This is a genomic window from Neomicrococcus aestuarii, assembly GCF_014201135.1.
GTDB classification, from domain to species: domain Bacteria; phylum Actinomycetota; class Actinomycetes; order Actinomycetales; family Micrococcaceae; genus Neomicrococcus; species Neomicrococcus aestuarii.
This window is the reverse complement of the sequence record NZ_JACHDR010000001.1, coordinates 1262169-1284952: the sequence shown is the minus strand read 5'-3', so window position 1 is coordinate 1284952 and position 22784 is coordinate 1262169. Positions and strand designations below refer to the sequence as shown.

The window sequence follows — 22784 nt, the reverse complement described above, 5'->3', positions numbered from 1 at the left end:
TACTTGAGATTACGACGACGCCAGCGCGCCTTTCGCTATGAGCCCTAGCTGTCCGTGGGGGTCAATATCGAAGCCCCAAACAATTTGCCGATAGATGATGCCTTCGGCGCAGGCAACGATGGCGTCCGATGCCAGTCCTGGGTCCTCGGCTCCGAAGCGTTCGAAACACGCTTTGACCGCCGCTCGGAAGCTGGCGCCGCCCACAGCGAAGCCTTCCCGAATCTCCGCACGGTGATTTCCCGAGAGGAAGATCGCCAAGCGGGCGGCCGTGTATTCGCGGCGATTCGTGGTGAGTTCTATGACCAGCGCGGAAACTTTGTCAACGAGCTCTTCAGGGGTTTCTGGAGCGAAGACCTCGGGCACGCTGCGTTGTTCAGGGGCGGAGATGTGCTCAATGAGCCCCGAGATCAGGGCGCTTTTTGTTCTGAAATAGTTCGAGGTGGAGCCGGCCGGGAGTTCGGCCTCGGCGTCGACGCTTGCGTGGGTAAGTGCTTGGAATCCCTTGGTCGCCACCACAGTGACCGCTGCTTTGAGGGCTCTCTCTCGAGTACGCATAGGTACTAATTTATCAGTGGACGCAATGAATCGAGTGTCACCGGTATTGAAGGATGACTTCATTCGAAGCGTCCCGTCCGTTCTTATGTGCGCGCCGCGTCCATCTCCTGACGTACGCCCCGAATCCCTTATTTATGAGCGCGCCGACTCTCTCCTTCCCTATGTGCGGCCAGATTGCTACAACTTTTTGCAGTTTTTCTGTCGCAAAGGGTTCTCACATCGGCGGCCGGTTGCAGAGAAGTGGCCTCGCAGGGAGGTTAAAGGGCATGAATCGTAGCCAGGGTTGCATCGCAAGCGGCTGGGCCAGGGGAAGGAGCGGAACAACCGTTACGTCTGGCCAGTACGACGACGCTGGGCCCGGAACGTTCGTAGCTACAGTTGCGTGGGGGCAAAGGGTAGAAACAAAAAATCCGCCCCGGATAATTCCGGAGCGGATTTTGATTGGTGCGCCCAAAGGTGTATGGATTCACGACATAGGTCACACTTGATACGTCGCTGTTGAGTCGCGACATACGTCACACTTGTGGGGGTGTCGAAACATCGCGTCATCGTGCTCAAGATTGTTGCCAAGCAACTCACCGTCACCGATGCAGCTCGCGAGTATGGGCTCTCACGACGCCAGATCTACCGGCTCCTAGCCCGCTACAAACAAGAGGGCCTCGAGGCTGTCGAGCCACGATCAAGAAAACCCCGATCTAACCCGGCAGCCACCCCAGAAATAGTCCGTGCTCGAATACTGTCATTGCGGCAAAAGCTCACCGGTGAGGGCCTCGACGCAGGTCCTGTAACCATCGCCTGGCATCTCGAGCAAGAAGGCTACCGGCCGCCCTCAACCTCCACGATCCGCCGAATCCTACACAAGGCCGGACTCATCATCCCGGAGCCTCAAAAACGCCCGCGCTCTTCCTACATTCGCTGTGAAGCCGCCCAGCCCAACGAGACCTGGCAATCCGATTTCACACATTGGCGCCTCGCCGACGGCACTGACGTCGAGATCCTGAACTGGCTCGATGACCACTCCCGTTACCTGCTCTCCTGCACGGCCCACCAACCCGTCACCGGAAACGACGTTGTCACGACATTCCTAGCCACGACCGAACAACACGGCATCCCGGCCTCGACCCTCACCGATAACGGACGCGTCTACACTGCCCGCTTCGGCGGTGGACGCAACGCCTTCGAATACCTCCTACCGCTGCTAGGAGTCCGCCAGAAAAACGGTTCACCCGGGCACCCGCAAACACAGGGCAAGATCGAACGCTTCCATCAAACACTCAAACGTTGGCTCAGCGTCCGCCCCGTCGCGCACACCCTGGCCGAGCTCCAAAACCAACTCGACCAATTCACAGAGCATTACAACGAACACCGCCCCCACCGCAGCACTAACCGCGTTAACCCCGGAGCCGCTTACCGCGCGAAACCACCAGCACTGCCATCAACACCACGCGAAGGGCACTACCGACTCCGCTACGACCACGTCGCCCCCAACGGCAAAATGAGCCTGCGTCACGCCGGCGTCATGCACCACCTCGGCATCGGCGTCACCCACCGCGGCAAACGAATCCTCGCCCTCATCGACGAAACCAGCGTGACCATCATCCATCTCGACACCGGCGAGATCATCGCGACCAACACCATCAATCCCCAACACAACTACTGGCACAACGAAATGAAAAAGCCCGGCCGATGGCCGGGCTCTTAACGACATAAGTCGCGACTCAGGTGTAACCTATGTCGCGACTCATGACATTGGTGCCCCTGGCTGGATGACGTTCGAAACTCGTCACGGGCCCTGAAATCGTTGATTTCACGGGCGAGTTCGGAGATACCGATGGTACGCAAGGTAGGTGCACGGACGCCTATTTCGGACCCTCGAGGCCGAGTCATTGAGTCGGTTGGGAAGGTTCAAACCTCTGTCACCCCCGAAGTTGTTGTTCGAATGGTTGGGTTATACGGGGCCGGACTGAGCGCGCGCCAAGTTGGACTTGAGGTGGGCTTGCATCGAGAAGCGGTGATGCGCCATCTTCGAAACTCGGGTGCGCGGATCCGGCGGCAAGGATTGGACGCGGACGCTGTCGATCAAGCTCGGGAACTTTACCTGTCAGGGAAAACTCTTGCTCAGGTAGGGATAGTTCTTGGAGTCGCCCCGGGCACTATCGGCCGGTACCTCCGCAGTCATGGCGTACCATTGCGCCCTCCGTTGATCCCAACTGAAGTTTCCGTTGTCCAGGGGCAACAATGACCTCGAATAAAGCAAGCACTACGCAGGCCGACTTGCGTGAGGGGCGAGCATCGTGGTCACGATCAACCAAGAAGACGAGCATGCCGAGAGGTCCTCACGCACGCAGGTCACGAACCTGCGTGTATTTGTGGGTCGGCGCGAGTACTTATAGCTCCGCAACTTGGCTGCGTGCAAACAACTCACGAACGATGTAATCTCCGGCATGTTATCCCTCGCTGAGGTACGCGAGAAGGGACCAGAAGGAACTTGGCAACCTGGTACTAACCTAGTTGGTCTTCATATCCCTAGGAGTCACACGATTGCCATGGATTACTAGAGTTACTACGTGACGGGGCTGTCCTCCGGAAATGGGAACCTCTTGAACCCAAACCGATTCCTCAAGGGAGGGCGTTCCGTGTACTTGGTCGGTCAAGTCGAGGACCATCTCTAGAGAAACGGCAGGGCCGGTCACGGAATAGGCAGCGGCCTGCCCTCCGTATGCCTTGAGAAGAGCAGCAGGTGAGACATTGGTAAGTTCGCGCTTCACCTCAATCGTGAACTTGTGATTCTGGGCGACTGTGATGTCAGCTCGACCAGCCGCGACATCGTGTTGTTCCATCTCGACGAACCTCCGAAGAGGAGTTGCCTTGAGCCAGGTCGCGACATCGATTTGGAGAAAGCTTTCAGTGAATGGTTTCCCATTTTCGGGCTCGAAAAGATAGTGAACGATTGGGCCGCCATTCATTCGGCCGATGTTGGCGCGGTCAGCAGCGAACTTCAAGATACAGGTCAGCATCTCGGTGAATTCGTCTAGGGCAGTGCCGCCAAGGCCGGGGCACTCCTTTAGCGAGACCATGACACGCTCAAGTAGCTGATCAACTATCGGATCGGACTCTCGAGCCTTGAGGCGTGCTCGCGTCTTGGCCCCTTCGTTCAGCGTGCGAAGAAGATTTGGAGCGCTCTCGCTAGCTGCGACGAGTTCATCGGCGATCGCTGGGTCAAGGTTATCGTTTAGTTCTGCGGCTAAATCGGGCGCAGCCGCCCAGGCTTTTCCCACCACATCACCACTGGGAGCTTCCTTAGACGCCGTGATCGCGGCGAGGAGACGGCGTGCGACTTCGAGTTCGTCGACGGGTAGATCCTCGTCCTCGACCAGCCCATGCAAATGGTTCAGGAGACCATCGCGTCGAAGGAACGCTGCCTCTACTACAGGCTCCAATACAATCCGAAGCCCATCGCCGCCCATTACAGTGATGGATCGGGATGCCCGGTAGGCCGCGAGGACTCTCGTCAAGGTGACGATAGGCGTGTTCCATGAAGGCTCGCGCAACGGATCCATGGCAGCACGTAGGGTTCTAGCGAGTGCGAACCACTCAACTTCTGCTTGGCGACGGGGTGCGGCCCAGCTGCCGAGGTCGCTGCGCGTCGTCATCGCTACTCGGTGGGTGATCGCAGCTGTCAACGTATCTATAGTTTCTGCCTGTTCGCCGTTTGAACTCTCGCCAGTCACAAAGGTGACGGTGAGTTCTAAGACGCACCTGTAGAGAGTGGCGTCTTCTCGGGCTTCTTCCATACTTTCGACGGTTGTGAACTGGTTCCGAGCAGACCTAAGTCCAGCAAGTACGTCTTCAACTGTGCGAGCCTCGAGTGCTGTACGGAGGGTTAACTGAGCGAGTTCGTAGGCTGCATCCGCACGGGTGATGTCATGTTCAAGCAGCACTCGGAGTCTGTCTCCCAGACCCTCATCGTTCCAATAATCGAGAGCAAACCCCATAAGCTTTGGCAGACGTTCCAGAAGATCTTCGGAGTCGCTGGGTTCGACCGTGTTGAGGAATTCCAGAGCTCGGAAGCGAGCAGTAGTGTCGGTGAGCCCGAGCCTGGCCAGGGCTTCGAGATATGCATACGCCTGAAGTCCATTTGTGGCCTTTGCTTCTGTTACGCGACTGTAGAGGGCCAACGCGAGAGGGCGACTCTTCGCTTGGAGAAACAAGGGGCTGTTGAGCGCAACATCTGCGGAGTCAAGGAAAACTAGGTTTGTGAGTGAAGGCAGGACCACGGTGGCTGCTTCGAGGAGTAGGTCCGCGTGGGTATGATCTGCACGCGCGGCAGCTTCTGCGAGGGCAATGAACTCCGGGCCGCACTCAGCCGCGGCTCGGGCGACCGTCTCGGCGTCTTTGAGGTCTGCGGGGTCGACAGAAGCGAGCAGGTCGTCTCCGAATGCCTCGAGCTCTCCGGGGATACTGGCGTCAGGGACTCCGGTCTTGCTTAAGGCTTCGAGCAGGCCAGGCACTGGCAACCTCCTCGCTGGGTTGGTCAAGGCAGTGCTGGAGGCATCTGACAATAAGTCGAGTGGTCGCAGTGGTCAGTTTGAAGGCGGTCACCAGAGCGGCCCTCCATCAAGGCTGGCGTAGATTTGGTCGGCGGCGAGGTGGCCCTGAACTGCGGACGGATCGTCGGAAGCGACGAGGACCTGGAGGGTTGGGAGCTCGCTCTTGAGGGAATCGAGCTCGGTGAGGAGAGTTGTTTCGGCATCGGCCGTGAGCTCGTCGCCGGGAGAGTCGAGGAGAATAAGTCCTGGGTGGCTTCCTACTCCGGAGCGGTGACCGATGCGCAAGAGCGCGGCAATGACGGCCACGCGTAGTCGGACACGTTCGCCGCCGCTGAGATTCTTGAAGGAGTCTTCGACGCCGGCGGTGACAACGCTCATTCCCCCGTTGCGATTGAGCTTCACTGAGTCGAGATTGTCGATTCCGAGCTTGCGTCCGATAGCGAGAATTTCGGAGTCGAGTTCGATGAAGAGTTCGCTAGCTTCCTCGGTCGTGACGTCCTTGAGGATGTCAAGGGTGGCCTCGAGGACACGGATAGTTTCGGAAGACTCGGTAGTGCTTTTCCCCTCAGGGAAGCTTTCCAGGCGACCAGCCAATCGGGATTGTTCGAGTTGAATTCGAAATCGGTCGTTGAACTCGTCGGCCTGACTGGCGGTAGTGAGTTCGGCAGCGAGGGCGGTGACACGATCATGTACCTTCTTTGCGGCTGCGGAGGCAAAGACGGAGCTTTCCTGGGCCGCCTCCTCTGCGGCTGCGAGCGCTTCGAGTGAGTTGGCCGCGTCTTCGTTGTCGTCAGTGCTGTCGTCTTCATGGTGAGCACCGGTGGGGATTTCCTTGGTGCAGACGGCGCACTCGTGGTCGCTGAGTTCGCGTTGAGTGCGTTTGGCCTCGAACTTCTGCTCGCATCGAGGACAGTGAGCTGGGTTGAGTCCCTGGAATAGGAGTTCTGCAAGTTCGGTCTCACGGCTGCGGCTAGCGCGGAGTACCTCTTCTTGTCGCGCCGCTTTAGCTTCGTCGAAGGTGCGGCCAGCGTCTCGGCTTTCTGCGTTAGCGGTGTCAAGATCGCGCTCTGCTTCTCTGAGCTCATTGGCAACGACAGCAAAGGGGCGGCCTGATGCTGACGGGAGGGCATTGAATTTGGTGTCGAGCGCATCGAGTTCAGCTTGGATGGAGGCGCGGTTGCTGGTACGCGCGGCGGCATCTTCGGTAGCTCTTCGGACGATATTCGCTTCGTCCTGGCGTTGTACCCGAACAAGTGTGTTGAGGCGGATGTAGGTGCCCATGAGAGGCACGTTGCAGTACATCTGAAGGATACGGGCAGGGAGGCCTGCGAAGACGGTGTCGCCAAATAGGAGATCGGAGTTCCGCGGAAGGTGTATTCCGCCGTAGTATGCGGGCCAAGTGTTGGTTCGTGGTGCTCCTTGATCACTGCCATTGTGTTTCTGGAAGTGTGTGATGGGGTCGAAACCGAGGAGCGACATCATGGTTTCATCCTGGAAGTTGGCAAACTGCGACTCTGACATGCCTGAGCCAACGATGTTGACGGCAGCGGGGTTTCCTTCTCCTGCAAGATAGGCGCGCAAAGTTGCCGCATCCGTGGCGCGGATAACGTCAGCGACGAAGCCGGATTCGCTTTTGGTCAAGACGACTGCCATTGAGATGCCATTGATGGCGTACTCAAGAGAGATCCGGTCGAACCAGGGTTTAACGTCGCTACGAAGGTCTCTGGGTTTGCCACGCAAGGCCCAGGTGACCAATTCCAGCACGGAAGACTTGCCGCGGAGGTTCTCGCTCGTGATGAGCGCGGTGACGCCGTATGGGAATTCAAATGTCTCATCGAACGGGCCATCCCACTGGGTATTCGTTCGGGTTCCGCTGAATTGGAGTCGGCTGATGTCAATTGAGCGGCTGACGGGCGGCACCGGGACGAGCGAGACGCCTTGCCCGGTGAGAACTTCATCGACTTTTGTGATGGGGAGGTCGGACTTCTCCGCAATCAAGGCCCTCAGTTCGTCTTGGGTAGGGACGCTCATGGCTGCTGTCCTTCTAGGTTGGCTCTGATATCTGCTATCCGGCGGCGAGCTCGGCCGGTGATGCTGGGGATGCGAACGCCGTGTGGGGTCTTGATGTACTCATCAATGAGGTATTGGCGATCTTTGAGGGTGGTGGCACCTTGTCCGTCGGCCAGGAGTACTACGAGTGTTGCTCGGGTGGAGTACCAGGCGAGTTCGGGGTATTCCTGGCGGATTTGGGCAGCCAGAGCCTCTCCGGCTTGGGTGAGGTAGTAGTCAGTGCGCGTTATGTTGCCCGGGCGGCCTTTTTTCCGGCGGATAACAAGGTCGGCCTGGCGGAGGATCGAGAGGGCGTCTTCCAGGTCCTCGTACGCGCCGAACAAATAACGGAGCATCGGGTAGCGGCGGAGTTCAGGCTCTTCGCTGTCAAGGATTTCGCCCGCTATTTGGAGGAGTGTGGGGTCCTTATCGCCGTCTTCGTAGTCGTTGAGGAGTTCGTTGGCGAGGTAGTCGGGGTTTCGGACCCAGAAATCGAGTTTCTGGAGTCGGACCTGGGTTCGCACGACTCCGACTGCGGTTGCGAGCGGCGGGTCCGAGGCAGCGAGAGCAGCTCCGTCGATGGGTTCCGCTGCCTTGTCGATGAGCATCAGGATGCGAACTGCGTCCTGCATTCGCGTCGTAGATCTCGTCATCTATTACTCTCTGTTACACACGACGCCGTCGTCGTCAATAGCCTCTACCCAATCAAACCAGACGCCTGCTGCGTAGCGGCCACCGACACGCTAGCAGCGGCATTCGGGCGTGCTGCGGGTTTGGTTGACTCAGGTTTTTGGGCCCGAGTATGACTCTGCCTAGCGTGGCGACCGCAAACTCGATTGGGTTATTGTTCTCCGGCCTCGTAGACACCGCTTTCGGTGATACTTCCGCCCCGATCCAGGCCACGAGTACCTCATCGACGCTGGGCATCTCGACTTGGTCGTCCCTGACTCTGTGGAGCCTGCTGGCGAGGAGCCCTCTAAAAATCCGTTTGCACATCACAAACGCGTAGCGCCGGTCCGGCGGACTGGCGGACCGGCAGGCCAGTTAGTTGCTGACGGGTGCCACTTCCCATGCTGCCGCAGCTCGCTTACTGTGACTGCGGGCGCGTGCTTCTTGGAAGCGGACACGAGCCAGGAGGACGAGGCTGACTGGTCCCATGAGGAGCAACTTGAGGCCGTTCCACAGCAGCAGGAAGAACACCAAGTAGAGCCATTCGCTCCAGCCGTGATCGATGAGGGTGGTGCAGTAGGCGGCGGCGAAGAGGTAGATACCGCCGAGGAGCATCGCGGGGATACCCCATTTCAGGCCGCGTCGGGTGCGGATTTTGTCGAGGAGGATGTTTGTCGGCATCCACCGGCGCAGGAATCTACGGGTGCGGATGCTGGCGTTCCACAGTCGGGTCAGGAGCATGATCTGGGTCTCACTTTCGCACACGGAATATCAGGTGGCCGGCTGGTCCTGTGTGGGTGAGTGCCCGATCCTCTGGGCGGTCTGCGTTGCTGAACCTTTCAGTTCGTCTCGGCGTGTGGTTTGTCCTGCCTACCTCGATTCTACGCGAATAGCGGGGTTCCCGGTAGGGCTGGTCGACCGGGCAACCGGTGTCGAGCTTTGCGGTGTCGTACCTGTCTGCTGGTGGCACCCCCGGTCTGGGGTTGCTGCCGTCTCACAAGGAGGCAACCACCTGGTGTGGTGCAGAAAGAGGTATGGAATGCGATCTCAATCACCCCCGACGCTCCGAGGCCCGGGCGATCTGCCCGAGCGGCCACGAGCACGGTTTAGGCAGCGGCTACGACAGTTCGGGTCATTGCTCGCAGCGACCGCGGTGCTCGTCACCGGAGGCATCATCGCCGCCGGTCCCGCGTCGGCGGCATCACTCGGTCCTGGGTATGGCGATCTGAATACCACCGGCACGGTCGGTGCGTTTATCGCTGAGTCCGATGGCCGGCAGGTCTACTGCATGGATGCGGGAGCACCCGCGCCGTGGAATATGACGACGGGGCCGACTACAGTCACCGAACTGGTCAGTCACACCGGGCAGCAGCTTTCCTCGACGACGTTGGCGAAGCTGAACTATGTGCTCTCCAAATGGGGCGATTCCACGAACCCCGACATCACTGCGGCTGTGCAGATGTATGTGTGGGCAGAAGCTGACCCCGTCACGTACAACTCGCATGGGATGAGCGGTGATTCTTGGTATATCGGCCGCGTTCCTGTGGCAAACCGTGCCACGGTGCTTGGGAACCTCGCGACCATGCGCGCGGAAGCGAACGCGAATCATGCGGTGAACCCATCGGTTGATGTGGCGGTCACGATGGCCGATCAGTACAACGGCACCCTCACCGTCACTGTGTCACCGACCGTCTTGAATGGGAACGTGGTGCTCACGGATGCGACCTTCACCGACGGCACGACCTCGAAAGCGCTAACCACCGGCACGTACCCGATCGTCGGGAAGCCTACCCCTGGCGTTCCGGAGTATCGGGTGTCCGCGTCTGCGTCGTACAGTGCGGCTGGACTCGGGGCGCGGGTGAACTTGTATGAGACGCCCGGGCAACAGCGGCTGCTCGCGAACGGGACTCCGGCCGCGGTGACCGCTACCGCGCAGTCGCCGTGGATCGCACTGGATTTCCAGCCGGTCATCGGCACTCAGGTCGCCTCCAAATATGTCGCCGAGGGTGACAGCTTCGTCGATCTCCTCACCGTCTCCACGGTCGGTACCGGCCACTGGATCGTCATCGACGGGCACCCGGTGGAACTGACCGCAAACGGCACCCTCTATGGGCCGTTCGATGAGCAGCCGGTCGAAGCCGAGACCGCACCAGACGGCGCACCCGTGGTGGGCACCGAGACGCTGCTACTGAATCAGGGGCCGGGCGAATATGCATCGTCAGGGTCCTTGACTGCAGGTGAGTCAGGTTTCTACACCTGGGTGTGGGGCATCGACCAGGCTGCGCAGGGCGAGAACGGGAAGTACATTCGCGGGTCGTTCACCGACTGGTTTGGGCGGGTCGCCGAAACCCATGTGTCCCCGTTCCAACCTGAAGCCGTCTCACAGACCGATGCCAGGCTCGCGCTGCCTGGGGATGCGGTGACGGACACGATCACCGTGTCGTCGACCAACGGAGTCTGGCTGCGCATCGACGGGGAACCCATCCCCGTGATTTTCGACGGCATCGCGTATCAGGTGCCGGGAACCCTGCCGCCGCTTGAGCAGGCCGGAGTGCCCAGCGACGCAACACCGATCGGACACGTGCAGGTCACCGCGACCGGCCCAGGGACATACACGTCGCCTCCGGTGGCGCACCCGAATGCGGGATTTGTGACCTGGGTGTGGGAGATGCGCCTGGCCAGCCAGCCCGATGAGTACCGGGATTACATCGCGGAGGATTGGGCGGATAACTACGGTATTCCGCTGGAATCGACCAGTGTGCGGTGGCCGGTCAGTGTGACGTCGGAGGTGCGGGAGTACAACGTGCACCCGAACGGGCGCGCATTCGACACGATCCAAGTGGCCGGGTTTCCCGACAACCATGGCGACTTCACCGGTGACGGTTACTGGGGCGGCGACCTCGATCTCATCACCCACACCGTCTATGGCCCCTTCGCCACCGACACAGTGCTCACCGATGATCTGATCCTCGACGAGGCTCCGACGTTGACGGCACTGACGACTCCGGCACGAAACGGCATCTACAAGCTCGGCTACACGGACGCGGACCAGATCCGCCCCACGCAGCCTGGCTACTACGTGATCGTCTCGGACTTCGCAGGAGATGACCGGGTGCAGCCGTTCCGGTCCTCACCGGCGGACATCCTCGAACGCTTCTACGTACCCCAGCCTCCCGCACCAAGTGTGGAGGTATCGGTGACGACAAAGGCGACACCGGAAGCGTTCGTTAGCGAACCGATCAGCGACACTGCCATCGTTGCTGGGGATCTACCCGAAGGCGCGTACCTCGTGTTCCGCGCTTACGGCCCCTACCCGGAGCAACCCGCCATAGATGAGGAGCTGGAGCCGTTCTTCATCTCCGAGGAGATCCCCGTCGAGGGGCCTGGCGAGTACGAGTCCGGCACCACGACAGTGGATGCGGCAGGGCTGGTGTTCTGGGTCGAAACCCTGCACGGCCCGGACGGTGAGGTACTCGCGGAAGGGTTCATCGGTGCTCCTGGGGAAACCACCCTCGTTCACGAGCGTCCGACCGATCTCCGAGTGACCACGCGCGCGGTGCCCGAGGCGACACTCGGTGATCCGGCGCATGATGTCGCCATCGTGGAAGGGACCGTCCCGGAAGGCACGGTCCTCGCGTTCCAGGCCTACCTGCAAACCGGCAGTAAGGCAGAGTGTGAGGCGGACACTCTGGTGTTCGACACGCACGATCAGCTGATCACCGTCACTGGTCCCGGCGAATATACCTCTGCGGAGTTGGTGTTCGACCGGGCAGGGACGTACTTCTGGGTCGAGACGCTCTACAGCCCAGACGGTGAGCAGCTGCATCGCGGCGAGTGCGGTGCGGAGGGTGAGACCACGAAGGTGGTCGAGAAGCCCGTCACACCGCCCGGACCACCGTCGCTGGCCGTCACCGGGGCCGGATGGACCTGGGCCGGGATCATCACCGCATTGGTGCTTCTCGCGACCGGTGCAACGCTCTGGTTCGGCCGCCGTCTCGCCCTGTATCGGGAACGCACCGGATATGTCCGCGATGAAGATCTCGTAGCGGATCTCGACGACCTGACGAAGGGATAACTCGCACCCGAAAGGAGATACGGTGGGGCTGCGTCATTGGGTGACGTAGCCCCACCGTCGTCTGTTCACCTGCCGTTGCGGTGTGCGTGCCAGGCGACCGTGTAAACCACGGGACGCAGCTGGCGAAGGCGAGGTGACGAGGCGCGGCTTACGAGTCAGCCGAGGGTGCGTCCGTCCTGCTCGCGGATGATGGACGTACCAGCTGCCTGGTCGGAATTTCCTAGTCCGTAGATGCGTGCGCGGGTGCGTTCATAGTCGATGCGTTGCGCATCATCGACTGGGACTGCCCCGAGAGGACTGGCGGCGATGATGCCCCACCGGTCTCGATATGCGACCACCGCTTCGACCCCGCGCCCCCGCGCCACTGGGTCGGCGACGTCGAGAACGTCGACCCACGGCGCGGAGTGTTCGAGAACCTCTTGGGTGAGTGCATCGAGCCGGTTCTGCATGAGATGTTCCCGTTCTTCAAGGGCCTGCCGCATCACGGGGTCGGTGATGCCAGTGGCCCGTGGGACAAGGCCGACGATCAGCCCGGGAGCCTGCCGCGGTGCGGGCGGGTAGCTCGCGGTGACTTTCTGGATCCGATATCGGAGCAGGGAACCGAGATCATCCACGTCAGTGAGGTTGCCTGCGCGGACCACTCGTGGGAGGAGGGCTTCGATGTTGTGCCCGTCGGCCTCGAGGCGGCGCAGTTCGGTGGTAAGAATCCCGAACGAGTCTGTCTCGACCAGGTCATCAATGACCTCGGATTCCAGACCAGAGGTTTCAAGGAGGGTGACCCAGCGGGATTGTTGGGCTTCCCCAGCGATGGTTTCGTATTCGGCGGCGAGCTGCGCGAGTGAACCCCATGCCTCTTGCTCAGTCGTGATGGTGTCGTGCGCGGACTGTTCGGCACCGACATGTTGGAGGATGCCGTAGAGGATGCTCCGTGCGCTCATCTCCAGATCGTCTCGGTGCTGATGCTCCTCAAGGTGATGCTGATCGGTGGCGACGTAGACGCGGTTGGACTCCCGGCCACGGGTCATCGCGACGTAGAGCGATTCACGGGTTACCTCTGGTGAATGCACGATCGCGTGCGCGGTGTCGACGGTGGAGCCTTGAGCACGGTGGGCAGTGATCGCATACCCGAGCTCAACGTGCTCGGCGACATACGTGGCCGGGAGTGTGATCGTGGTCCGCCATTTCGAGTGCGCCCGCCTCACGGCGAGGGAGCCGTCGTTGCCCGCACGGACAACCTCCCACCGGTCGCCGTTCTTCACCCACCCCCTGCCGAGCGGCAAACGCCTGTCGTTTCGGCGAGTGATGATTAGATCACCACGAGAAGCTTCGTTCCCGTCATGCAACTTCACCCCTTCCAGCGCGACTTCGCCTGCGAGAATACGGTCGGTGCGGGCACGCGTATTCAACTCGGATACCGTGTCGAGGGTCTCCGCGATCAGCACCGACGTTTTCCCCGCAACTTGGTCAGCGAGCCAGGCTTGGTACGCGGCGTCGAGGATGTCCTCATAGGTTCCCGGGGTGACGCGGTCACGCTCGAGGTAGGTGTCGATGACATCAGTGTTTCCGAGACGCAGCTGGAGGGAGGCGTGCTTCTCCCAGTCGTTGCGGAAGCGGCGCACATCCAACAGCTCCGGCGCATCGCCACGATCCCGGACGAGCATCCCGAATGCCCCACCCGCGTCGACCGCGGCCAGCTGAGCCCAATCACCCACCAGCAGTACCTTCGCGCCCACGTCGGCGGCGTGGGCGGTGAGCGTGTCCAACGCGAGGGTCCCCGCGAGGGAGGCTTCATCGATGATCACCAGCTGACCAGTGGTGAGGTTCCAGGTGCCGCGGCGGTGCTCGTGCAACCATTTTGCGGTGTTCTCGGTACTGATGCCGAGGTCCTGGGCGAGTACATCCGCTGCGGCCGCGGACGGAGCCAAGCCGACCACCGACCCGGCACCGTGGTCCTTCTCCCACGCCCTGCGGAGAGCACTCATAGTGGTCGTTTTCCCGGTTCCTGCTGGGCCTACGAGGACGTCGAGCACCCGGCCAGAGACCCCGATCTTCGCAATCGCGCGTTCCTGATCCGCAGACAACACAGGGCCACTACCGCTCTTTGAACGTGCTGCCTGCTCTATCAGGGATAGTGAAACGGTAGGCGCGGAGCGCGTATTCGAGGCGGCGAGGAGCCGGTACTCAGCGGCCAGGACCTGCTCGGAGGAGTACACCGTCGAGGCTTTCGGATGGAACACGCTCGTGCCGTCGCCTCGCTGAAAAACGGGCGGGCTCGACGCAAGCTCTGGCGGCGTCAACCGCAATGATGCTTGCTCGGCCGCATCCACAATGAGCCCGGTGATAGCGTCCCGGTCCGCAGTTGAGGCGTACCGCAGCCCCATCGTCTGCCGCACGGCCTCGGCATGCAGATTCCAGCGCTTCCACGTCGCCCGACGATCACCCACCCGCTCCACCACAGCTTCAGCGACCAGACGGAGGTCATCCAGCGGAATATCGTCGGCCCGTAGCAACGGTTCTCGTACGCTGCCTGCAACCAATGCGGATGCCCACGTCGGCGCGTCCTCGCCCAAAACTCGGGTGGCCCGGTCACGCCAATCCTGGGTCAGCGCACGCAGCGAGTGCGTTTCCTTCGGCGGCCTCGTAGCGAGAGTGGCTTGCTGTCGGAACTGCCACAACAACTTTGCCGACGGCTGACGGCCATGCTTGGCGAGGTATTCCGCGACCAGCCGGTCCTTGACGAGTTCGATGTCTCGGGTGCGGGATGAGAACTCATCCATCAGGTTCTGTGGGACCCCAGCGATCTCCCACGCCGTCGACCTGCCCGCGCCACGCTCACGCGCCTCCCATTCAACGCCAAGTAGTACAGCGAGGTGATCGGTAAGGACGGCGTTGTAGTGCTCCGATAATCCAGTTATCGCCCCGTGAAGAGCTCGAGAGTCCAGTGTGCGCCACTTCCCGTCCCGCACCGTCTGGACACGGTTCGCGACCACTACATGCGTGTGCAGTTGTGGATCGGAGGCGCGGGAATCGTAGTGATCGTAGGCGGTAGCGATCACTCCACGAATCTCGGCCTGTGCGACCGCACCCCGCGGCCCGGCCGCACCAACGCGAGTCGCTGCGACCTCTCGTTCGAGCAGCCCGAGCACGTCTTGGATTGCTGCGTGGTGAGCGCGGGCGATGAGGGTCTGTGTTCCTCCGTCGGCGACTGCCCACAATGTTGAAACTGATTTGGGAACGGAGAAGGTGAGATCGAACCCGGCAACCGGAGCACCTGTCGGCTTCGCCGCTTCCTCAGCCTCGATCAGCACCATTTGAGCTGCGACTTCGTCTGGAGAGAGATTCACCGTAAGGCGATTGAGACGACGCTCGACACGCTCCGTTGCAGTGGCGAACTTCCGGTAGGGACGTCCAAGCTGTTCACCGGTGTTCGGGTCCTGACCGAACCCCATCAACCGACGCAACTGAGTCTCATGCACTTCGCTGCCTGGTTGGACTCCGCCAGGTAGGCCTCCGATGCCGGATCCGATCCATTTGCCCGGTGGTGTTCCGGATTCGAGGTAATACCTCGTTAGGGACGAAGCAGCATCGCGATCACCGTCACCGGTTACGACGGAGTTCAGTAGGTACCGGTACCCAGCACCGGCCGCCATAACTCTGATTGACACCGTCACACACGGAAGGTATGCCGACACATCGACGAGTTCCAGCTGATATTGGTTCGTTCACCTGCGGCCAAAGTGTTTTTTGAATCGCCCACGTATGCAGGAATTGGGTTGTGTCACGTTGATCAAGCCTTGTGGCGACGAAGCACGACGGACGCCCCAACTGGAAGCACGCGATATCGTACGGTACGCTTGACCTTATGCATTTATATTTCCTGTGACGGCTAAGTAGGCCCACCGCGCTCGTTGAGTAGCTCCGAGTAGGCGGCGGCCACTTTTTCTGACCCTTCGGGGTCGCCGTCATTTGCGTGCCCGTTTGCTTTCAAGCTCGTGGTGCGTCGTTTCGAAGGATTCGAATGCTTACCCATACCTATGTACATCCGGCGCGCCATCGCGCGCAACTCACCCTCGCTGATGTGTCTCTCATGCGTGGAGCCACACCTGTCCTCAATCACGTCGATCTCACCGTTACGGCCCAATCACGTATCGCAATTGTTGGCGAAAACGGACGTGGAAAGTCGACTCTCCTTTATGTGCTCGCTGGTGTGCTTTCACCCGATAGCGGAAGTGTCCAGCGCACAGGCACTCTTGGCCTCGCAGAACAGGAAATGACCGCCACTGACAGTCGGACGGTGGGGCAAGCCGTTGCGGAGGCGATGGCAGTGCCTCGCGCTGCCGTCTTGGCGCTTGATGCCGCCGCTAGTGCTCTTGCCGATGACAGAGAAGGAGCTGCAGAGGAATATGCGGCTGCGTTGGAGTTTGCCGGAGCGATCCAGGCTTGGGACGCCGAACGCCGCGTGCAGATCGCCCTCGAAGCGCTCGACGCAGAAACAGACATGACCAGACTGCTTGCTGACCTCTCTGTGGGGCAACGGTATCGGGTGAGGTTGGCGTGTCTCCTTGGCAGTGAGGACGACTTCCTGTTGCTCGACGAGCCCACCAACCATCTCGACCGAAGTGGACTGGAATTCTTGACCGCGCAGCTCCGAGCACGCAGTGGTGGCGTGATTATCGTCAGCCACGATCGAGCCTTGCTGTCTGACATCGCTGAGACCATCATCGATCTCGACCCAGCACCCGATAATCGTCCACGCATCTACGGCAGCGGGTATGCCGGCTATCAGGAGGGGCGTCTGAGCGAAAGAGAACGTTGGGAACAGGATTACGAGCGTCAGCAGGCGGAGCATACACGGCTGCAAGAAAGTCTCAGCGCCGCGCAAAACAGACTCATCTCTGGGTGGCGACCTGAGAAGGGAACCAACAAGCACGGCCGAGCCACGCGAGCAGGTGGACACGTTCAGAACGTGCATCGTCGACGGGAAGCGCTCGAAGCACACCCGGTGACAGTGCCTGAGCCACCGCAGCTGTTCCGATTCCCCGACCTTCCAACTCGAACCGGAGCTGCTCTCCTTAGCGTCGATAACGTTAGTGTGGCCGGTCGGTTGGCAACGTCGGTGTCGTTTACGCTGTCGCACCGTGGCCGACTCGTTGTCACTGGCCCGAACGGGGCAGGAAAATCGACGCTGCTTCGTGTGGTCAGCGGCGAGCTTGTGCAGGACACGGGAACCATTCAGAGGCCGGGCAGCACCCGCATAGGGTTTCTGCATCAAGAATCCGCACTACCTTTGGACCGGCGGGCGAGCGAAGTCTATGCCGCGCATATCGGTGCACTCGTCTCTGCAGGAGTGCTGTTGCAATCGGAAGTGGTCAGCCTCTCGCAGCTTGGCCTCTTGCGGCCCCGCGAAACCGGCAAGCGTGTGGGCGAACTGTCGATGGGTCAACAGCGCCGTCTCGACCTCGCGCTCGTGCTCTCGAAACGCCCTCATCTGCTGCTCCTGGACGAACCCACCAACCACCTCTCCTTCACTCTTGTCGACGAACTCACCATTGCGCTCGGGGCAACTCAAGCCGCTGTTGTGTTGTCAAGTCATGACCGGCAACTCCTACGCGATGTCGCCAGCTGGCCACAACTTCAGCTGACCGCCAGGGCCGAAGGCGACGTGCTGGCATGATCGCAAAGAATCCTATTCGTATACGCGCCCTTCGCCCGTTGGCTTCCCGGGACTATCGTCTGTTGTTCGGCGCAGTTGGAATTCAGGTCTTCGGCACCGGTATGTGGACGATCGTTATGGTTTTTCAAGTGCTTGCACTTGACGACAGTCCGCTTGCGCTCTCGGCAGTGGCAACAGGGATGAGTCTTGGTCTGTTTGCCTTCGCGATCTTGGGGGGCGTGGTCGCCGACAGGTTCTCCAAGCGGCACATCATTATCATCGTGCAGGGGTGCACCGCCGCTGTGATGACGGCGGCGGCAGTTTTGTCGTTCAGCGGGGCTATCGAGTTGTGGCATGTCGGCGCTGCATCTTTTGCGATGGGTGCTGGGAGCGCATTCTTCTATCCGGCCTACAGTGCATATTTGCCCCAGGTGCTTCCGCCAGAAGAACTACTTGCCGCGAATGGGCTCGAAGGTGCTCTTCGTCCGTCGATGGGGCAGGGTCTCGGGCCTGCACTGGGAGGAATGGTCGTCGGTCTGTTCTTCCCTGCCGTCGGGGCAGCCGTTGTCGCGGCATCGTATGTGGTCGCTTTCGTCATCACTTTGTTCCTGAGTCGACGTCAGGAAGTGACCAAGCCCGTGCTACCGGTGGAACGTCCCAGCGTCTGGGGAGACCTCCGGGCGGGAGTGAAGTATGTGATGGACACGCGCTGGCTCCTCTGGACGCTGATCTTCGGGTGCTCGCTCGCACTCATCATTCAAGGCCCCATCGAAGTACTCCTACCTTTCCTCACCCGTGCGCGGTTCGAGGACGCCGAAGCCACTTTCGGTTTCCTTCTAGCCGCATACGGCATCGGCGGGGCGATCGGCTCGTTGGTGGTCTCGTCTCTGAGACTCCCTCGTCGCTATCTAACATTCATGATCGTATGTTGGGGCGGTGGCACACTTCCGCTCGTGGTGATCGGCATTGCCGATAATTTGATTCTGATGCTGACAGCGTTGTTCATTGTGGGAGCGCTTACTGGAGCGGGCGTAGTCATCTGGGGAACGCTATTACAACGATTGGTGCCGCTCGACATGATCGGCCGAGTCGCCAGTCTCGACTTCTTCGTGTCAATCGCGTTCATGCCCATCTCGATCGCCATCGCAGGGCCACTTTCACTGCTAGTACCTATCCCGGTGATCTTCGTGATCGCGGGGACCATCCCACCATCCTTGGCTCTAATCGCGATGCTGGCTGGACGCATGCGTGAAAGCGAGAAGAAGTACCTCCTGGACGTTCCTTAGACGACATGATTTCAAAGTCGGCGCAGGCCGTCTTTTTCGAACCACCATCGACTCGAAACAAGACGGCCTGCACTGCCATCACATTGAACGCACGAATTTTATGAGGTTGTTCTTCGTGCACGCAGAATCGAATGTGCTGATGAGTGGGGCCGGTGGTGTGCAACACGTGGACGTTGTAGACTCCGCTACTTTCAGCTCCAACGCTTGCGCGGCTACGCAGCACCGAGATTTGCTGTGACAGAAGGTCAGACAGCCGGTATGGTGGCTGGTATGTCAAGTCCTTCAGGTGCGACTGCTGTCGCAGTAACGAAGACGCTCCGCTAGCGGCGGAGCGTTCCTTCTTTTAACGTTTCCGACGCTTCGTGATCTACCCGGAGCGGCGTTTTGTGCTGCCCGGGGTTCATTCTCGAACAACGGAGCCTTTAGTGTCTTTTCATACTTTTTCTTCGCGCCGAAGTGACTCATCGGTGCGCGCTTGGCTGACCTTGGTCTGCCTTGCGATGCTGCAGTTTTTTATCGCTATCGATGTGACTGTTGTTAATGTCGCATTGCCCTCGATCGGAGCGGAGTTCGGCGCTAGCGAGCGTCAGCTCACCTGGGTCGTGGTCGCGTACACAATCGCTGGTGGTGGCCTTCTGATGCTCGGCGGTCGTCTTGGTGACATGTTTGGGCGGCGGCGCATCCTCCTTGCTGGGACTGCAATTTTCGGTGCAGCCTCACTGCTCGCGGGAACAGCATGGTCATTTCCTATCCTTGTTGCGGCGAGACTTCTTCAAGGCGTTGGCGAAGCGCTCGCTCTGCCCGCGGCAATGGCCATTATTGTCATGCTGTTCCCCGAGGGGACTCCGCGTTCACGCGCGCTGGGCGTATGGGCTGCTGTCGCCAGCTGTGGCTTGGTGCTCGGGTTCGTACTTTCCGGAATCATCACAGAGTTCTTGGGATGGCGATCGATCTTCTTGGTAGCTATTCCATTTGTCGCCATTGTTCTCGTCGCTACAAGTTTCCTCGTTCCGCCCGGACGCTCACTTGAACGCGTTCCGCTCGACCTGCGCGGTGCGGTCTTGCTCACGGTTACACCCCTCCTTTTTGTTTTCGGCATCGTCGAAGCGGGGTCAAGCCGCTATCCGATGATCTGGATCCTCGCGATTCTGGCGTCGTTCATATGCGGCACACTTTTCGTCGTGTTCGAACGAAAAGCCGCGAACCCTATGGTTCCGATTAGCTTCTTCCGACACCGTGCGAGAACACTGGCAAACGCGTCAACTGCGCTGTTGAGCGCTGCATTGTCGACATCATTCTTGCTCTTCACGTTCTACCTTCAGGATCGTCTGGGCCTGAGCCCGCTCGCCACAGGGCTCATGCTCGTCCCATTGGCTGTGTCACTGGTAGTTGCGGTGACATACGTGCCGCGCTTGCTTGGCCGTTGGGGTGCTCGCGTGTGCATCCTTGCTGGCCTTGTATTCACAGCACTGGCCATGGCATCAATTGCCCTAGTCGTCCATTTGCACGCACCGGCACCCGCAATGATCCCTGCCATGATCCTGATCGCAGCAGGCATGGGCTTCGGTCTCGTCGGGCTTCAATATGTCTCTGTTACTGGTGTCACTGAACAGGATGCAGGCATCGCTTCCGGAGTGCAAAGAGCTGCTGACCAGCTAGGCGGTTCAACCGGGATAGCAATCTATCTCGGGATCGGGTTTGCGCCAGCATTTTCTGGGAATACTCCGTACTTTGTCGCCAGCATCTTGGCGATCATCGGACTCGTTGCCGCGGGCCTCCTAGCCTCCCGAATCCGGATAGCTGTATCAAGCGACGCAGAAGTGACCGCGTCATGACACAGATCATCCACGCAAAATGGAGAATCGTGCGGATACTTCCGAACTTCGACTGACCACCTAGCTATGTCGAACATGACGACTGAGAAGTTCTGCTTTGAACCACTCGTGGCTCAAAGCAGAACGCTTCATTGTGCCGTGCCGCGTCCGAGTATCGGGCACGCTGCTTCTCCATGCTCAGGCGCGATGTGCGGTGCTGCCTACTGGAAGGTCCATCAGCCGACCAATCAGCTGAAGGTCGTCTTCACCGAAGCGAGGGTCAATGACAATCGTTTCTGAGGGGATCATGCCCGATCCGGGCATGATCCCACTGGCGGTGCGTGAACAGACTGCGTATGTCGATTCGGGGCCAGTGGTGGTGGACTCCGTGAAGGTTGTGTTCACGATCTCGGGATGGGCGCGAGTGTCCTCACCCTTGGGAGAGGTGCTATTAGAATCGGGGAGCATTCTTACGATTCCGGCAGGTATCGAATGTCGAGGATTCCCTGACGGACATGCACGAACGGTGACGTTCTATTTCCATCCTGAGTATCTGGTCGATCAAATGCGATGGCTATCGGCTACGCATCCCCTTGTGCACAATCTGCACCGCGCGCTTAAATGCGAACCACAACTCCAGCAGTTGCAACTGGCCGCCTCAGCGATGCGTGACCTTGCCCCAACGCTTGGACGCTTGGCGCGCCTGGGTAATAGTGACGGCGGGGATTTCGCACTGCTGTCGATGGCAACGAGTGTGTTCCATGCGGTGGGGCATCTGAACGGTATCCCATCGGATTTCAGCGAGGTGTCGATGGCTACGGGGGTAACCCCGCGTCGGGAGGTGACGCTGGCTATCGCACTGATGCGTGCCGATCTGGGGCGTCCATGGCGGATTGACGTGTTGGCCCGCGAGGTCGCGTTGTCAGGCTCGCAACTGGCCCGACTATTTCGTGCCCAGGTTGGGATATCACCGGCGGCATATCTTCGTCAGCTGAGAACAGACCAAATGGCCGAGCTTCTTGCCACCACGAGACTCGGTGTGGGAGAGATCGCTTCAGCCGTCGGGTGGAGCGACCCTGCTGTTGCATCGCGAGCCTTCAAGCAAAGATACGGGGTGGCCCCTCGCGCCTATGCGCGCTTCAAGCACAACGAAAGTCACGAACTATATTCGATACCCGCGCGGCTCCCTTGAACTACGCGCAACCTTGAGCCTCAGTCAAGAAACGTCTGCGTCACCGTGGCAGACCCGCAACTCCCGACGCCCTCCGTGGTCGGCCAACAGTCAAGTGCGGTCGTGGGATACGCGCCGGAGATCGTACAGCCGAAATGCTTCGCTCAGCGTCATGGCTGCCGCTGCCAAGGCCGGGCCAACGTCGCTATCAAGATCGCCGCGGAGCCGCACGACCGAACCGCCCCCAGCATCGCGTACCGTCTCGTTACGGTCGACTCGCATAATGCCGAAGTGGTACTGCGCGTGAGCCGCCGCGCTGCCTGATCGCCAGACGGATTGCGTGGCACCGATGAGGAGATCATCGTCGACGCCGTGCATATGCTCAGCCACCCAGTCGATCGCCTTGGTCTGATTGAACCTGATCTTTGTGACATCTTCCGTCATGCTGAGTGACTTCGCCACCGACTGCAGGCTGGCCTGCCGCTCACGCAGCTGGTCCAAGAGGTCGGCGCGAGCTTCCTGGGGTTTACCGTCCGGGATCTTCATATCGCGAAAAGATGTCACCTGAACGCGAAGATCATCGGCACGGAGCTTGAGCGCACGCTCGCGACGCTCTTGCCGCGCTGACGGTGCGAGCATCCACACCGCGTTCACGGCCGCGACAAACGCAGTTCGCGCGACGGTCATATAGGCGGTCGGATACATCGTGCTCGTTGCCCGCATGGCGTCGATTGCGAAATCTAGGTGCTCGGAAGAGATGCACATCGAGTACCAGATGGGGTTCTCGACACTTAGCCCCTCCATGGAGTCGGCCGCGAGCGAGCTTCCATGCTCAGGCGACGTCGGGTTCTCGGCGCGTTTCCGCCAGGCGTCGACGGCCAACGAGATTCGATCTAGCCGACGTAGCCACTCGTTGTCCTCGGCAAGTTGAGGGTTTGTCCTGGACCGCCGCTTCGTCATGG

At 60.1% G+C, this 22784-nt stretch carries 15 protein-coding genes; 6 read left to right on the top strand and 9 right to left on the bottom strand.

The window, feature by feature from the left end; genetic code table 11:
* Positions 1-9 precede the first annotated feature (9 nt).
* A complete protein-coding gene (locus HD598_RS05665) occupies positions 10-555 on the bottom strand; it encodes a TetR/AcrR family transcriptional regulator (RefSeq protein WP_183664419.1) in 546 nt (181 codons plus the stop codon).
* Between the two features lie 529 nt (positions 556-1084).
* On the opposite strand from HD598_RS05665, the gene HD598_RS05660 reads away from it, so the two are divergent.
* Positions 1085-2257, top strand: a complete 1173-nt coding sequence (locus HD598_RS05660) for an IS481 family transposase (protein ID WP_183664417.1) — start codon at positions 1085-1087, stop codon at positions 2255-2257.
* Positions 2258-2503: 246 nt separating this feature from the next.
* Here the strand turns inward: HD598_RS05660 and HD598_RS13465 are convergent, their stop codons facing one another.
* From HD598_RS13465 to HD598_RS05640, 5 genes are all read right to left on the bottom strand, one after another.
* Positions 2504-2638: a hypothetical protein gene (locus tag HD598_RS13465; RefSeq protein ID WP_260170498.1), complete on the bottom strand. Its 135-nt coding sequence runs from the start codon at positions 2636-2638 to the stop codon at positions 2504-2506.
* Positions 2639-3062: 424 nt separating this feature from the next.
* A complete protein-coding gene (locus HD598_RS05655) occupies positions 3063-5066 on the bottom strand; it encodes a hypothetical protein (RefSeq protein ID WP_183664415.1) in 2004 nt (667 codons plus the stop codon).
* An 87-nt stretch (positions 5067-5153) separates the two neighbouring features.
* Complete coding sequence (locus HD598_RS05650) at positions 5154-7136, bottom strand: ATP-binding protein (protein ID WP_183664413.1); 1983 nt, start codon at positions 7134-7136, stop codon at positions 5154-5156.
* Positions 7133-7807, bottom strand: a complete 675-nt coding sequence (locus HD598_RS05645) for a hypothetical protein (RefSeq protein WP_206348524.1) — start codon at positions 7805-7807, stop codon at positions 7133-7135. The genes HD598_RS05650 and HD598_RS05645 overlap by 4 nt, the downstream gene beginning before the upstream one ends.
* A gap of 391 nt (positions 7808-8198) precedes the next feature.
* Positions 8199-8564 (bottom strand): sulfate permease, encoded by a 366-nt coding sequence (locus HD598_RS05640; RefSeq protein WP_183664411.1) that lies wholly within the window; start codon positions 8562-8564, stop codon positions 8199-8201.
* A 394-nt stretch (positions 8565-8958) separates the two neighbouring features.
* On the opposite strand from HD598_RS05640, the gene HD598_RS05635 reads away from it, so the two are divergent.
* Positions 8959-11898 (top strand): hypothetical protein, encoded by a 2940-nt coding sequence (locus tag HD598_RS05635; protein ID WP_183664409.1) that lies wholly within the window; start codon positions 8959-8961, stop codon positions 11896-11898.
* A 155-nt stretch (positions 11899-12053) separates the two neighbouring features.
* Here the strand turns inward: HD598_RS05635 and mobF are convergent, their stop codons facing one another.
* Together mobF and HD598_RS05625 are read right to left on the bottom strand one after the other, a co-directional pair.
* Entirely contained in the window at positions 12054-15569 is a 3516-nt protein-coding gene (gene mobF, locus HD598_RS05630; RefSeq protein ID WP_183664407.1) for a MobF family relaxase, read from the bottom strand.
* Between the two features lie 215 nt (positions 15570-15784).
* Entirely contained in the window at positions 15785-15928 is a 144-nt protein-coding gene (locus tag HD598_RS05625) for a hypothetical protein (protein ID WP_183664405.1), read from the bottom strand.
* Here HD598_RS05625 and HD598_RS05620 point away from each other — a divergent pair.
* The 4 genes from HD598_RS05620 to HD598_RS05605 all read left to right on the top strand — a co-directional run bounded on the left by HD598_RS05620 (position 15917) and on the right by HD598_RS05605 (position 21843).
* A complete protein-coding gene (locus HD598_RS05620) occupies positions 15917-17572 on the top strand; it encodes an ABC-F family ATP-binding cassette domain-containing protein (protein WP_183664403.1) in 1656 nt (551 codons plus the stop codon). The genes HD598_RS05625 and HD598_RS05620 overlap by 12 nt on opposite strands.
* The gene (locus HD598_RS05615) at positions 17569-18837 is read left to right on the top strand and encodes an MFS transporter (RefSeq protein WP_183664401.1); all 1269 of its coding nucleotides are present in this window, start codon (positions 17569-17571) and stop codon (positions 18835-18837) included. Before HD598_RS05620 ends, HD598_RS05615 begins: the two co-directional genes overlap by 4 nt.
* Positions 18838-19337: 500 nt before the next feature.
* Positions 19338-20672, top strand: a complete 1335-nt coding sequence (locus HD598_RS05610) for an MFS transporter (RefSeq protein WP_183666637.1) — start codon at positions 19338-19340, stop codon at positions 20670-20672.
* Between the two features lie 286 nt (positions 20673-20958).
* Positions 20959-21843, top strand: a complete 885-nt coding sequence (locus HD598_RS05605) for an AraC family transcriptional regulator (protein WP_183664399.1) — start codon at positions 20959-20961, stop codon at positions 21841-21843.
* A 90-nt stretch (positions 21844-21933) separates the two neighbouring features.
* Here HD598_RS05605 and HD598_RS05600 read toward each other — a convergent pair whose 3' ends face one another.
* Positions 21934-22782 carry a hypothetical protein gene (locus HD598_RS05600; RefSeq protein WP_183664397.1) on the bottom strand — a complete coding sequence of 283 codons (849 nt, stop codon included), beginning with the start codon at positions 22780-22782 and terminating at the stop codon, positions 21934-21936.
* Positions 22783-22784 lie beyond the last annotated feature (2 nt).